11 protein-coding genes and 1 pseudogene are annotated in these 13,708 nt (G+C 61.3%); 5 read left to right on the forward strand and 7 right to left on the reverse strand.

Annotation, left to right across the window (positions count from 1 at the left end):
• Positions 1–24: 24 nt before the first annotated feature.
• The 5 genes from WN982_RS06400 to WN982_RS06420 all read left to right on the forward strand — a co-directional run bounded on the left by WN982_RS06400 (position 25) and on the right by WN982_RS06420 (position 5,877).
• A complete protein-coding gene (locus WN982_RS06400) occupies positions 25–912 on the forward strand; it encodes an MBL fold metallo-hydrolase (RefSeq protein ID WP_341314905.1) in 888 nt (295 codons plus the stop codon).
• Between the two features lie 39 nt (positions 913–951).
• The gene (locus tag WN982_RS06405; protein ID WP_341314906.1) at positions 952–2,619 is read left to right on the forward strand and encodes a TIGR01244 family sulfur transferase; all 1,668 of its coding nucleotides are present in this window, start codon (positions 952–954) and stop codon (positions 2,617–2,619) included.
• A 33-nt stretch (positions 2,620–2,652) separates the two neighbouring features.
• A complete protein-coding gene (locus WN982_RS06410) occupies positions 2,653–3,459 on the forward strand; it encodes a sulfite exporter TauE/SafE family protein (RefSeq protein WP_341314907.1) in 807 nt (268 codons plus the stop codon).
• Between the two features lie 186 nt (positions 3,460–3,645).
• Positions 3,646–4,293 (forward strand): DsrE family protein, encoded by a 648-nt coding sequence (locus tag WN982_RS06415; RefSeq protein WP_341314908.1) that lies wholly within the window; start codon positions 3,646–3,648, stop codon positions 4,291–4,293.
• A gap of 558 nt (positions 4,294–4,851) precedes the next feature.
• Positions 4,852–5,877 (forward strand): hypothetical protein, encoded by a 1,026-nt coding sequence (locus WN982_RS06420; protein ID WP_341314909.1) that lies wholly within the window; start codon positions 4,852–4,854, stop codon positions 5,875–5,877.
• 127 nt (positions 5,878–6,004) lie between these two features.
• Here WN982_RS06420 and WN982_RS06425 read toward each other — a convergent pair whose 3' ends face one another.
• From WN982_RS06425 to WN982_RS06455, 7 genes and pseudogenes are all read right to left on the reverse strand, one after another.
• A complete protein-coding gene (locus WN982_RS06425) occupies positions 6,005–7,504 on the reverse strand; it encodes a heavy metal sensor histidine kinase (RefSeq protein WP_341314910.1) in 1,500 nt (499 codons plus the stop codon).
• A pseudogene (locus WN982_RS06430) lies at positions 7,504–7,668 on the reverse strand (winged helix-turn-helix domain-containing protein); the annotation flags it as partial. The pseudogene WN982_RS06430 and the gene WN982_RS06425, both read right to left, overlap by 1 nt.
• The gene (locus tag WN982_RS06435) at positions 7,669–8,385 is read right to left on the reverse strand and encodes an energy transducer TonB (protein WP_341314911.1); all 717 of its coding nucleotides are present in this window, start codon (positions 8,383–8,385) and stop codon (positions 7,669–7,671) included.
• A gap of 18 nt (positions 8,386–8,403) precedes the next feature.
• Positions 8,404–8,751, reverse strand: coding sequence for a biopolymer transporter ExbD (locus tag WN982_RS06440; RefSeq protein WP_341314912.1), 348 nt, complete (start codon positions 8,749–8,751; stop codon positions 8,404–8,406).
• A gap of 94 nt (positions 8,752–8,845) precedes the next feature.
• Positions 8,846–9,457 (reverse strand): MotA/TolQ/ExbB proton channel family protein, encoded by a 612-nt coding sequence (locus WN982_RS06445; protein ID WP_341314913.1) that lies wholly within the window; start codon positions 9,455–9,457, stop codon positions 8,846–8,848.
• Positions 9,458–9,562: 105 nt separating this feature from the next.
• A complete protein-coding gene (locus WN982_RS06450) occupies positions 9,563–10,609 on the reverse strand; it encodes a hypothetical protein (RefSeq protein ID WP_341314914.1) in 1,047 nt (348 codons plus the stop codon).
• Positions 10,610–10,662: 53 nt separating this feature from the next.
• Positions 10,663–13,428: a TonB-dependent receptor gene (locus tag WN982_RS06455; protein WP_341314915.1), complete on the reverse strand. Its 2,766-nt coding sequence runs from the start codon at positions 13,426–13,428 to the stop codon at positions 10,663–10,665.
• Positions 13,429–13,708: the final 280 nt, after the last annotated feature.

Below are 13,708 nucleotides of genomic sequence, written 5' to 3' on the forward strand. Positions count from 1 at the left end.
AAGATCCATTCGTTTGAGGAGAGGATGTTGAATACCACGAGCCCCATGCTGGTCGAAGGTTTCTTCGACCCCGGTACCTGGACGATCAGCTATCTGTTGCTGGATGTCCGCACCGGCGACTGTGCACTGATCGACAGCGTCCTCGACTATGACCCGAAGTCAGGCCGTACCTCCACGACGACCGCCGACAAACTCGTCTCTCGCGTCCAGGAGCTTGGCGTGAAGGTCCAGTGGCTTCTCGAAACCCACGTGCACGCCGACCATCTGTCTGCCGCGCCCTACCTCAAGGAAAGACTCGGCGGAACGATTGCGATCGGCGCGCAGGTGACGCACGTACAAGATGTGTTCGGCAAGCTTTTCAACGCCGGCTCGAGATTCGCGCACGATGGCAGCCAGTTCGATCACCTGCTCTCCGACGGCGAAACATTCGCCGTCGGAGCGTTGCAGGCGCGCGCCATCCATACCCCGGGCCATACGCCGGCCTGCATGACCTTTGTGGTCAGCGACGGCGTGCAGACCGCAGCCTTTGTCGGGGACACCCTGTTCATGCCCGACTACGGCACCGCGCGCTGCGACTTTCCCGGCGGCGACGCCCGTACGCTCTACCGGTCAATCAACAAGGTGTTGAGCCTGCCGGCGGACACGAAGCTGTACATGTGCCACGACTACCAGCCCGGCGGGCGGCCTTTGCAGTTTGTCAGCACGGTAGCCGAGGAACGCGAACACAACGTCCATATACGCAACGGTATCAGCGAGGAATCCTTCGTTGCGATGCGCACCGCGCGCGACGCGACGCTCAACATGCCGGTGCTGATGCTGCCGTCGGTGCAGGTCAACATGCGCGCCGGACATATGCCCGATCCGGAAGATAACGGAGTGCCGTATCTCAAGATTCCCCTCAACGCAATCTGAGCCGGCGCACGTAGTTAGTAGAAGCAACAGGAGAAGTCGATGGACATCAAGAAACTGACGGCTGAACTGGCGGTATCACAACAGATTGCCGCATCCGACCTGCGTGCGATCGCGGACGCTGGCTTTCGCGCTGTCGTCTGCAATCGCCCCGACGGCGAAGGTTCCGACCAGCCCAACTTTAGCGAGATCGAGGCGGCGGCCCGTGAACAGGGCATCGAGACCCGCTACCTGCCAATCGAGTCCGGCAAGGTCGGCGATGGCGAGGCTGCACAGTTCGGCGAACTGATGCAGGGACTGCCGAAACCGGTGCTCGCCTATTGCCGCACCGGGATGCGTGCCGCGACGCTGTGGGCGCTGTCCGAAGCGCCCCGCCGGGCGTTGCCGGACATCGTCGCCGCTGCCAAGGCAGCAGGCTACGATTTGTCTGCGCTGGCGCGGCGTATCGCCAACGGCGGCAAGGTGCCCGTCGAAATCGCCGTGGCCAGTCACGATGTTGTGATCATCGGCGCGGGCGCCGCCGGCGTGGCGGCAGCCGCGAGCTTGCTCGCGCGCGACCGCAACCTCGACATCGCGATCATCGACCCCGCCGACGTCCACTATTACCAGCCAGGTTGGACCATGGTCGGAGCCGGTGTGTTCGATCCCGAGACCACCGCCCGCGAGATGGCCGCCGTGCTCCCGCGCAAGGTGCACTGGATCAAGGCCGCGGTGGCTGCGTTCGAGCCGGAAAAGAATTCGGTTGTTCTCGAAGGATGCCGGGTGGTGAGCTACAGGCAGCTCATCGTTTGTCCGGGACTGAAGCTGGACTGGCATGCTATCGACGGGTTGCCGGAAACCCTTGGTCAGAACGGCGTGACGTCCAACTATCGCTACGATCTTGCGCCCTATACCTGGCAGCTCGTGCGCAAGCTCAGGGGAGGGCGCGCGCTGTTCACCCAGCCGCCGATGCCGATCAAATGCGCCGGGGCGCCGCAAAAGGCGATGTATCTGTCCTCGGATCACTGGCGGCGTTCAGGCCGGCTCGAGCAGATAGATGTCCAGTTCTTCAATGCCGGGGCTGTGTTGTTCGGCGTGGCCGACTATGTCCCGGCATTGATGGAGTACGTCAGGCGTTACGACATCGCGCTGAACTTCGGCTTCAACCTGAGTGCGATAGACGGGCCGGCCAAGCGCGCGATATTCAGGCGCACACTCGAGAACGGCAGCGTGGAATCGGTGACCAGTGAGTTCGACATGATCCACGTGGTACCACCACAGAAGGCACCGGACTTCATCCGCGTCAGTTCGCTGGCCGATAAGGCGGGCTGGGTCGACGTCGACCAGGCGACGCTGCGCCACAAGACCTACTCAAACGTCTTCGCGCTCGGCGATGCCGCGAACACGCCAAATGCGAAAACCGCCGCCGCCGCGCGCAAGCAGGCACCAGTCGTCGCCCATAACGTGCTTGCCGCTCTCGGGAAGGTCCGGGGCGAGGCAGCATACGACGGTTATGGATCATGCCCGCTGACCGTCGAACGCGGCAAGATCGTGCTCGCGGAATTCCTCTATGGCGGGAAGGTCGCGCCGACGCTGCCGTCCTGGCTGATCGACGGCAAGCACCCGTCGCGCCTTGCGTGGTTGCTGAAGGAGCGCATCCTGCCGCCGCTTTACTGGCAGGGGATGCTCAAGGGGCGCGAGTGGATGGCGCAGCCTGAACTCGTGGGCTAACGCAGCGGTGGCTCACAACCTATCGGATTCCTCATGCTAACTTCACTTATCCTCGGTGCCATCGTTGGCGCGGTGCTCGGCCTGACCGGCGCGGGTGGCGGCATCCTCGCAGTTCCGGCACTGGTGGCCGGCATGGGCTGGCCGATGCAGCAGGCGACGCCGGTTGCGCTGGTTGCCGTGGCGGGCAGCGCTGCGATCGGCGCGCTTGAAGCATTCCGGCAGCGGCTCGTCCGTTACCGCGCTGCGCTGTTCATGGCCGCAGCGGGTGTGCCGCTGACCTCGCTTGGCGTGCGCCTTGCCCACGCGTTACCGCAACGCGTGCTATTGGCGCTGTTTGCCACCGTCATGCTGGTGGTGGCCGGAAGGCTGTTATCACAGGCTTTGCGGCGCGCACGCCCGGACAGCGCGGACTCGCGGTTTTGCGTTGGCCACATCAATCCCGATACCGGGCGGCTGATCTGGTCGTGGACGACTGGGGCCGCGCTTGCGGCGACCGGCGCGTTGACCGGGCTAATGACGGGACTGCTCGGGGTGGGCGGCGGCTTCATCATCGTGCCAATGCTGCGCAAGCTGACCAACGTGTCGATGCATGGGATCGTCGCCACGTCGCTGATGGTGATCGCTCTGGTCGGCAGCGGCGGTGTTGTCGCGACGGTCCTGCACGGCGCGCCGCTGCCGCTCGAGCTGACGCTCTGGTTCAGCCTGGCGACGGCCGCCGGCATGGTGACCGGGCGGCTGGCCTCACACCGTCTCTCGGCGCTGCATGTGCAGGTGGGTTTCGCGGGGGTGTTGATCTGCGTGGCGCTCGGGATGATGGCAAAGGCCGCGCTAGGCGGGTGACTCTCGTTGGCAACACCTCGCACGGCATGTGCGTGGTCAACGCGGATCACGTCAACGCCGATCCATGCACGATTCAAACGGCAGCGGCTCACATGCTGGCTCGTTGTCATCCTGCCGCCCGGCCTGCTGACTGTGCCAATACCGGCTCCGCCGCGGTTCTGAAACGAGACCCATGCAATGTTCTGAATGAGGAACAGTCATATCTATCTAAATCAGGGCTTTACCATCTCTGATTACAACCCTTGCGCGACTGTAGTGAAGTCGCAATCAACCATGTACAAAGTTAAAACTTTCGCAGCTACCGCAGCGCTCGCTGCCGCTTCATTGTCCGCCCACGCAGGCACGATGGATTCACCCGACTTCTGGAACACACCGACCGTGCACGACTACGGCAAGATGCATTTTTTGCCGAACAGCGCTTTCAAGCCACAACCGGGTCATACCTACAAAGTTGTCTTCGCCTTGACGCAAGGGGGCCAGAAACCCGACGAGGTGAGTCCGGCGCTTGATCACGTTGCGCGCGCGGTGAATCTCTACGTGGCGTCGGGCGTGCCTTTGAGCAAACTCAAATTCGTCGCGGTCGCCTCTGGCTCAGCCACGTCGCTGGTGCTCGACGACGCGCACTACCGTGCGCAGTTCGGTGTGGCCAACCCCAATCTGCCGTTGATCGCGGAACTCAAGAAGGACGGCATCACGATCGCGGTGTGTGGCCAGGCCATGGCAGAACACCACTTCGAGGATGACTGGATCGCCCCTGGAGTAACGCTGTCGTTGTCCGCACTGACCACCGTGACAACCCTGCAGCAAGCAGGTTACGCGCTAATGCCGCTCTGACCGCCCAGCGCGCGGGATATGCCAGGGGCAGCACATCGCTCGATGTCGTTGTTCTCTGATTCCGACACCCTGGACTCCCCGCGAATCCTGCGTCCGAGGTCGACACCGTACCAACCCCCGACGGCGTATGCGCGCCGTGGACTGTCTCCATCCAGGAATCTGGAAATACATCGACATGGCAACCCTCCCACTAGATGCGACGACTGTCGGTGCTCAGCATAACGACGGATTTCGAAGCTGGCGACTGGCCGGTATCGTTAAGCCGCGATGTCGATCGAAGGGCGTTCATGCCTCTTCTGCTCGTGCAGAAAGAAAATGAAGCCGACGGCAGAGGCGAGGCCAATCGGGATATTGAGCATGACGCCGATAGCAGCCTCGGACTCTACATTGCGCGCATCACGGGCGGGATGCTTTCGTCGCGGACGTGCTCAAGGGTTGCTTGCGAACGCTTGGGTAGCGGACCAATATTTCAAGTTGGTAATCCATTCGTCACCGTGTGGTTGGGAACTGTGCGGTAGCGTGTCATTTTGAGTTCCGCTCCCTACCTACCCGACAAAAATGATGCCGACCACCGCCCGTCTACTTGCCCTTGCATGCCTCTGCTTTGCGTCGATATCCTTTGCAGCAAAACCATCAACCGGCCCCCTGACGGTTCTCTCGACCACGCTGCTGCCAGACGTCACCGGCGGCGACTTCGACCACTTTGCAGTCGATCTGGCTCATTCCCGTCTGTACGTGTCAGCCGAGAAGTATGGGTCCATTGAGGTTTTCAGATTGCCGGACGGCCAGCACCTTGCAAGTGTAAAGACGGTCGCGAGGGCTCCGCACAAGATAGTATTGGCGAACGACGGTAAGGAACTGCTTATAGCGGATGCGGGCGACGCGAACGTCAAGGTTGTCGACACGAAAACCTTCAAAGTCAAGAAAGTCGTTCCGCTCGAGCCGCAGCCGGATTCCGGCATCGCGGATCGACAGAGCGGCATTTTCTACGTCGGCAACGGAGGTGTGCAATCGCATAAGGGCAATGCCTACATCAGCTTGATTTCGCTTGCCGACGATTCCGTCGTCGGGAGAATCGATGTTCCTGCGGGACAACTGAAGGCGATGGTCATCGACCGTTCCACCCACCGCCTGTTCGTGAACATGCGCGAGAAAAACGAAATCGGCGTTATCGATCTGAATACCCGCAAATTGGCGAGTATCTGGCATGTTCCCGGCCCAAGCCTCAATTCGGCCATGGCATTCGATCCGACAACCAGGCGCCTGTTCATCGGGTCACGTAACCCCGGCAAGCTGTTCGTCATGGACACGAGTAACGGCTCGGTCATACAGTCTCTCGATATCGTGAACATCTCGGACGACATGACGTTCGACGCGCTGCATCATCGCCTCTACGTGACTGGCGCCGGCGGCCTCGATGTCGTTAAACAGGTCGATTCGAACCATTACGCCATTGAGCAGCATATCGACACTCTCGGTGGCAAGACCTCGATCTATATTCCGTCGCTACAGAGGCTGTACGTCGTTCACACGAAGGGCCCTCAGGCAGCGGAGGCCGGACTCCAGGTGCTCAGCGTCCGCTGACACGTGCGACATGAGGCGTCGAAGGCGGCGAGGATTCGTCGGTAGCGGCCGTGGCGCGGCGCTACATTCAAGGTTTCATGAAAGGCCCCGTCAGAAGCTCGATACCAGCGTTCGCTCGGCCGCTTGCTCATCCCGAGGTACGCAGCGAGGGCGCTACGTGTTCCTGAAAATCCCCACTACACCGCAAAAACGTCAGGATGAAACGCGTACCGTTTGCGTCGCTTTTGGCGTGAACGGTGCCGCCATGCAGTTCCATGACCGTGCGAACGATCGCGAGCCCAAGTCCGGCCGATCCGCTGTGGCAGCCCGACCCCGGCGATTGCGGCGGATTGGTGCGCGACGGGTCGACCCGATAGAAGCGGTCGAAGATCCGCTCGAGATGTGTGGCATCGATGGGCGTCCCCTGGTTCGCGACGAGGACGCGCAGTTCGTCGTTTGCATCCTTGGCTTCGAGCACGATCTCGCCGCCGCGCGGCGTATGGCGCAATGCGTTGGCGAGGAGATTGCTGACCGCGCGCCGGAACAGTTCGATGTCGGCAGTTAGCCGGCCGCCGCCGACCACCCGCACGATAACGCCTGCGTCTTCGGCGGGACCTTCGAAGTATTCGGCGATGCGCGTCAACTCCTGCCCGACGTTGAACACGCGCGTATTCTTGACAAACTGCGGATGCTCCGCGCGCGCGAGAAAGAGCACGTTTTCGATCATCCGAGAAAGGCGGTCGCATTCCTCGAGGTTCGACTCGAGCAGCGTCTGATATTCGTCGCTCGATCGTGGCCGCGCGAGCGCGACCTCGGTCGCGCCTCGCAAATTGCCGAGCGGCGTGCGCATATCGTGGGCAAGATCTGCCGTGAACTGGGACAGGTGCCGGAAGCCGCTGTCCAGCCGCGCGAGCATCTCGTTCAGCGAAGCCACTAGCATCTCGAGTTCCCGCGGCACGGATTCGGCGGCAATCCGAGTATCCAGGCGGTCGACGGTCACCCGACCCGCACTCGCCGCGATGTCGCGCAGCGGTCGCAACAAGGCGCGGATCAGCAGATAGCTCAAGAGAAAGACCAGTAGCACACCCAAGGCGCCGGCGACGTGGAGGTTGTCACGATAGTGATCCAGCAGAAGCCAGCGGTCCCTCATGTTACGCGCGACGAGCACGGTCGCTACTTCGCCGTCGCTCAACAGTACGTCCGCGACCACTCCGCGAATCGGCTCTCCGTTGCGGGCATGCCATTCGGCGATCGCCCCATCGGTGATGCGCTCCGACGCCGGGACTCGCTTGACGTTGGCGGCCGCGTTGCCGCGCGCGGTCGATGCTGCTGCAGCGCCGATCGTGTCCGCTGTGTTGTGTTCGATCAGGACCCGTCCACTGGAGTCTTTCATCTCCATCGCCATCGCCTGATTCCCGAGCACGATGCTGGTCAGGCGATCGGCATGCTCGCGGATGCCAGCGATGGTGTCGATTTCCTGCGCGAGTCGTCGCGTGTGACGCGCGGCGAGCACTATATCGAGATCGTCCTGCGCCTTGACCTGACGATCGAGCGCAATATACACAAAGCTGCCCACCAGCACGAACACCGCGAGCGTCGTGCCGCCGAACGCGAGAGAGAGCATCGCGGTAAGCGAGCGGCCCCGCATCAGGTCACGTCCTTCGACTCGAGCGCGTAACCGGCCCTGCGTACAGAATAGATCAGCTTCACGGGATAATTGTCGTCAAGTTTTGTCCGCAGCCGTCGAGTGGCGACTTCGACCACGTTAGTGTCGCTGTCGAAGTTCATGTTCCAAACGCAGGACGCGATTTTCTAGTCTGTCTGGGTGAAATCAAAGGACTGTTCGACGACAACCTGATCGTTGCCGTCGACCTTGCATTGGTACTGAGTCATCGCGCGTCGTACCGACTCGTCAAAAACCCCCGGGGGCGTCGACTTGACGATGTCGACACGGACGACCTTGCCGCCTTTGATCGTGGCGCGCGCCGTTACTGCGCCGACAATTCCCTCAGCGAGCGCTCGCGGCGGCATCTCCGGCTTGGCCTGGACGGGGCAAACGATTGCAATGTCGGCCGGCTCCGCAGGAGCAGCCGTCGTGTTGCCGGACGCCGCGGCTGTGGGGCCGGGCATGCTTGGCGCAGCCTGCGTATTGGAGGGCGCGTCCTGCGTTGCGACCGCGACCGGTGCGACGGTTGGCGAAGCAACGTGCTGTTGTGCTGGCGCGGCCGGTCGTGCAATGGGTCTGGGCGCCGGCACGTCCGATTGCTGCCTCACGATCTTCTTGATGACTGGCGGCGGTGGGGGGGGCGGAGGCGGTGTAACGGCTTTTACGAACCGCATTTGCATAACGGGCGTCGCGGGTGCTGGCGTAGGCGTCGGCACCCGCATCGACATCACGGCCGCTACTAGCGCGCCCTCGATCGCAAGCGCAGCGACTATCGCGATCGCCATTGCGTTGCTGGCTCGTGGCCGTGACGTCTCGGTCGGCCACAGCGCGCCGCGGGCTTTCCCGGGGATACTCATGTTCATTCTGATTGACTCCGGAGGCTAGTCCACATCGGTCGCGAGCGCGACTGAACTGATTCCCGCAGAGCGCACCAGATCCATGGTTTTGATGATCGTTTCATATTCGACCCCCTTGTCGCCTGCGATCGTGACATTGACCTGCTTTGTGGCCTCCATGTCCTTGAGGCGAGCGGTCAGTTGCGGCGCAGAGATGTCATTCCGGTCGAGGTGCAATTCTCCGTCCTTTTCCACGCCCACGGTCACGGTGACCGTGTCGAGTCGCGCAGCCGTGGACGATTGCGGCAATTCCAGTTTGAGGCCAGTGCCCTGGATCATCCTGAGCATGACCAGCATGAAGAAGACCAGCAGGAACATCATGATGTCGATCATCGGAATGATCTCGATCCGCGGTTTTTCGTCATTGCCAAAGTAGTGAGCCCGATGGTTCCTCACGGTGTTCTCCTGTATGTGGGGTGGTCGCGGTTCACGCGGCGAGCCGCGAGACGAGCATGGACTTGATGAGATCCATCTGCAGAAGAACCATCCGTACCCGCTTGTTCAGGTAGTTCAGCGCCACGACGCCCACGAGCGCAATCGTCAGCCCACAGGCAGTGGCGATCAGTGCGTGGGCAATGCCGCCGGACACAGCCATCGGGTCGCTGGTACCCGACGCGCCCAGAATGTTGAACGAACCGATCATGCCGATGATGGTGCCCAGCAGGCCCAGCAACGGCCCGAGCGTCACAGCGGTATCCAGCACCCACAGATTGCGGTCAAGCTTTCTCATCTGGAACATGATGCTTTCTTCGACTTCGCGCTCGAAGTGTTCGGCCGGTTGGCCCTGCAACTCGATCGCGGACTTCATCAGTTCGCTTTGTACCGATCCCTGGTAATGGTGAATCAGTTTCTGGACGTCGTCGGCCCTTGCCCGGCCGACCTGCTTGAGGTCGTATTCCAGGCTGCTGCCTCTGCGCACGGAGGTGCTAAAGAAAATCAGGCGCTCGATGATGATGGCGAGCGCGGCCAGAAAGATCAGTGCCATCAAAGGCAACAAGCCGAATGACTGAACCGATGAATCGATAATGCTGCGAAGCATGGTGCTACCCTCTACGTTGTGTCTTGAATGTGTCACCTTCCGACGTTACCGGCGGTATCGCCGTTGCGATGCCGCCGGTGGCGCGGTTGAGGCGGTGGCTATACGTTAGTTGCCGGCGCTCTGCGGCTTGCGTTGTGCGACCAGTACGTTGAACGTGTCGGGTACGACGCTCGCATGCGGATGCGGATTGTCGGCCGTCGCAGCGGGGGCCGAACCGAATTTCGAAGACACCAGGAATACGCGGTGAGTGTCGTCGTCGAGCGCCATCGACTTCGCGCCCACTTGTGTCGGCACGTTCTGCAGCACGGTGTAGTGATCCGCGTCGTCTTCATGCACCACGGTCAGCGTTCCATCCGCGCCGTTCGAACTGAACGCGGTTTTGAGCACCGGGTCGAAGGCGGCGGCATCTGGATGGCCGCCAATTGGCAACTGGGCCACCTGACGCCCCGAGCGAGCATCGATTACCATCATCCGGTTGTTGGCGCAGACGGTGAACAGCCGTTCGGTCTTCGTATCGATTGCGAGTCCGGACGGCCCTTCGCAAGGCGCGATCGACCAATGAGCGAGCACCTTGTTCGCTTTGCCGTCCATTGCCACGATCTCGCCCCTGTCTTCGACGTTGACGAAGATTCGACCGTCGTTGTCGACCGCGAGCGATTCAGGCTTGCCGCCGACAGGCAACGTCGCGACGACCTTGCGAGTGGCGGGGTCGATGGCGCTGACACTGTTGTCATGGCCATTGCTGACATAGAGGCGCTTCAGGTTGAGCGCATACATGATGCCGTCAGGGTCCGGGCCACCCGCTTTGATCGTGTCGATGGTTCGCAACGTGTTGAGGTCGACCACCGTAATGGTGTCGGCACGGCCGTTGGTGATGAAACCGAGCTTCTGGTCCTGGACAAACGCGAAGCCATGCACGCCGTCGGTGTTTTCGATCTCGCCGACCAGCCTGCCCGTGTCGGTATCAACGACCTGGACATGGCTGGCGCGGCTGATAAACAGGTGATGGCGAACCGGGTCATACCCCACGTAGTCCCAGCCGTCGGTGCCACCCAACGTATAGTGCTTCGCGACTTCGAACTGCGCGTGCTCGGCGACCGGTGCAGCGTGCAGCGCGCCGCACAACAACGTCGACGAAAGACCGACTGCCATTGCTGCTCGCAAAAAAGTTTTACGTTTCATTATTTTCAACCGTTTTAAGAAAGTTATTCGCGGATCGTCATGCCGACCATCACGGTCGGGCCGTAGAACTCGCGCTGGATCGGACGGTCCGGCGAGCCCTCGTAGAACTTCAACGGCGTGTTCAGGATGTTGCGCACATCGAGATAGATGCCCACATCCTTTCTGATCTGGTAGCTGCCGCCGAAGTCGAGCGAGAAGCGCGACGCGGTGTAGACGTCGGTTGCAGCAGAACTGCCCACTGCCCACAGGCTCTTGCCCACATAGGAGGCCGACAGGCGCATGTCCAACGGACCACGCTCGTAGAACACGCTGGCGTTATACGAATTGCGCGGAGCGGATGGCAGCGTGTGGTCGTCACCCGGGCGAATGTCCAGGTGTGAATTGGTCCATGTCCAGTTCGCGTCTGCGCCCAGGCCGCTCAGGAACCCCGGCAACTGCGTGAAGTGCTGCTCATAGTTGGCGGTGATACCTCGTACACGTGCCGACGAGACATTGGCAAAGCTTACGAGCTTGATGGGGCCCGAATACCCCGGAAGATACGGCGAGCTGAAGACGGTGGATGACTGGCCCACGACGTAGTCGGTCATCGACTTGTCGAACGCGCCGAGCGAAATGATCCCGCCATGCGGCAAATACTTCTCGAACTGAATATCGAAGTTCTGTGAAGTGGTCGGCTTGAGGTTCGGGTTGCCGGTGGTCACGGTTCCCGTTCCCGCATCGGCCAAGACCGACGCACTGCTCTGGGCAAAGCCCGGACGCGCGATCGTACTCGAATAGATCGCGCGACCCACCAGCGTCGGCGTGAAGTCGTAGCGCAACTGCACGGACGGAAACAGGTTGAAGTAGTTGTTCGCTGTCTGGTTTGGCGTGACGGAGCTGCCGTTGATCAGATTGCCGCTGAACGTATCCTGCGTCCATTCGCCGCGCAGACCCGCGAGCACGCCCAGGCGGCCCCAGCCGAACTGATACTGGCCATACATGCTGTAGATGTTCTCGTTGATCGCCGAGAACGCGGCGGCGTCCTTCAACGGGTTACCCGTTACGTTGCCGTTGGCCGCAGCGGCGCCGTAGAGGCCGCTCATGACGCCATCGCTGATGGACGGCCCGATGTTGTACATGCCGTTGTAGAAGACGTTCGGCGCGCCGAACACCGCCTGCGACAGCGGGATTCCCGCGGCCGGCGAGTACGTGTGGGTGCTCTGCGCGCTGGCGAAGGTCATTCGGCGCAGGCCAGCACCGAACTTGAACTGTTCGTCTTCGGCACTCGTGAAGTGAGCCGGCAGCGTGTAGTTGACGTTGGCCGACCACTCATTGGTCTTGACATACTGCGACGAGTTGACGATCTGGCCCAGCGTGTAGCCGGCGGGATCAGACGGGTTCGGACCGGACACGATCGATTGCGTCGCGTAGTCAAAGCCGGGGTAATACGTCACCGTGGCCGGGGCGCCGTTGTTGAACGTCGAATTCAGGTCGTACGGTTTGTCGTAGGTGCCACTGGTGAAGCCGGCGCGATAATCGATCTTGCCGGGCCCGATCCTGTTTTCGCCGCCCAGCGCAAAAAGTTGCGTTCGCAGCGTCTCCTTCTCGTCGCGCAATCCCTTCGCATAGGTCGCCGTATCCGTGAGCGTGCCGTTCGCATTCTGGACCGGATTGCCAGTGAAGTTGGTCTGGAGGTCTTGCCGGTTCACGTTCTCCGTATAGCCGAAGTTGTAGTAGCGGAAGTACCACTTGTTGTCGGCGTTAGGCTGAAAGTCCAGTTCGCCGCCGTAGCCAAGGCGCTTGCGATGATAGTTGTAGAAACGCGGGTCGGTTTGCGCGTACGCCTTGTTCGGTACGCCAGCAGCATCGACATAAGCGTTTTCTTCGTCGTCGACGCCGCGGTGGTCCTGGTTGTAGGCAAAGGTACCGATGAAGGTGAACGGCGCGTCGGAATATGACGTGATGCCGGAACCGAGACCGGCAATGCCATGCGCGCCGAAGCGCGCACCCGCTGTCACCTCGACGTCCTGAGTTGTGCTACCGCGCAGCGTCTCGACACCTGAACCGAGCTTGGCGTCCAAAAACGGCTTGCCCGAAGGGGGCAACGTGCGAGGCGAAATGTCGATCGTGCCGCCGAGCGCATCGGCATCCTGTTCGGGCGTGTTGGTGTCGGTCACGACGATCTTCCCGATCATGCCGGCCGGAATCGTATCGAGCGCGACCGCACGCCCCCCGTTCTGGGCCGAAGCCGGGTTGGTCGGCGGCAAATGGATGCCGCCGAAGGTGGTGCTGTTCAGGTTGGTGTCGAGGCCGCGGATGTTGACATAGCGGCCTTCGCCGGAGTCCGTCTCGAGCGACACGCCCGGCATGCGCGCAACGGCTTCAGCGGCGCTCACGTCGGGGGCCTTGCGGATGTCGTCGGCGGTCCGGATGGTCACCATGTTCGGAGCGCTCTGCTGAGTCGCGCGTGCGACGACATTTGCGGTGCGCTGCGACGCGACGGTCACGTGGTCGAGCGAGACAACGGGTGCGTCCACGATGACGTCGTCGTTTGTGGTGTTGTCCGCGCGCGCCACCACAGTCCGTTCGACCGCGGATGAGCGGGTAGGCGTGATGACCAGTGTGTATTGGCCCGCTGGAAGCCGGGTGAAGCGAAAAGCGCCGTCAGACGAGGTGATGGTGCTCGTTCCCGTCTCGCGAATCTGAATTTTAGCGCCAGCAAGCGGACGCTTGTCCGAACTCGACAACACGTGACCCTGCAATGTCGCCATATCCGCTGCATGTGCGACGGTCATAATTGTGCTACTCATCAATCCCACCAACAACCCTGCCATATGCCTGTGCGGCATGTTGATTCTCCATCAATCGTTGCAAACATCCCGACTGGTAACCCACGTTCGTAGTGTCAGGACCGTGAAAATTTCGGTACCTTATCGAAAATTGCGCCGTGTAAACAACTAGATAGGATGACTAAAAATGGTCCAAGCCGCCTAACTAGCGCAGGTACTCATCGACGTTGATCTGATCGACATCATGAATCGCATGTCCGACGCGCTCACCTTCGACGCGGGAGACGTTTTACGGAACCAC

Source organism: Paraburkholderia sp. IMGN_8, assembly GCF_038050405.1.
Classification (GTDB): domain Bacteria; phylum Pseudomonadota; class Gammaproteobacteria; order Burkholderiales; family Burkholderiaceae; genus Paraburkholderia.

Bases quoted from the DNA above. Each gene is read 5' to 3' on its own strand.
- WN982_RS06445 (WP_341314913.1), bottom strand. From the start codon at position 9,457: ATGCTTCGCAGCATTATCGATTCATCGGTTCAGTCATTCGGCTTGTTG.
- WN982_RS06415 (WP_341314908.1), top strand. From the start codon at position 3,646: ATGAGGAACAGTCATATCTATCTAAATCAGGGCTTTACCATCTCTGAT.
- WN982_RS06450 (WP_341314914.1), bottom strand. From the start codon at position 10,609: ATGGCAGTCGGTCTTTCGTCGACGTTGTTGTGCGGCGCGCTGCACGCT.
- WN982_RS06410 (WP_341314907.1), top strand. From the start codon at position 2,653: ATGCTAACTTCACTTATCCTCGGTGCCATCGTTGGCGCGGTGCTCGGC.
- WN982_RS06420 (WP_341314909.1), top strand. From the start codon at position 4,852: ATGATGCCGACCACCGCCCGTCTACTTGCCCTTGCATGCCTCTGCTTT.
- WN982_RS06425 (WP_341314910.1), bottom strand. From the start codon at position 7,504: ATGCGGGGCCGCTCGCTTACCGCGATGCTCTCTCTCGCGTTCGGCGGC.
- WN982_RS06435 (WP_341314911.1), bottom strand. From the start codon at position 8,385: ATGAACATGAGTATCCCCGGGAAAGCCCGCGGCGCGCTGTGGCCGACC.
- WN982_RS06440 (WP_341314912.1), bottom strand. From the start codon at position 8,751: ATGATCGACATCATGATGTTCCTGCTGGTCTTCTTCATGCTGGTCATG.
- WN982_RS06405 (WP_341314906.1), top strand. From the start codon at position 952: ATGGACATCAAGAAACTGACGGCTGAACTGGCGGTATCACAACAGATT.
- WN982_RS06400 (WP_341314905.1), top strand. From the start codon at position 25: ATGTTGAATACCACGAGCCCCATGCTGGTCGAAGGTTTCTTCGACCCC.
- WN982_RS06455 (WP_341314915.1), bottom strand. From the start codon at position 13,428: ATGAGTAGCACAATTATGACCGTCGCACATGCAGCGGATATGGCGACA.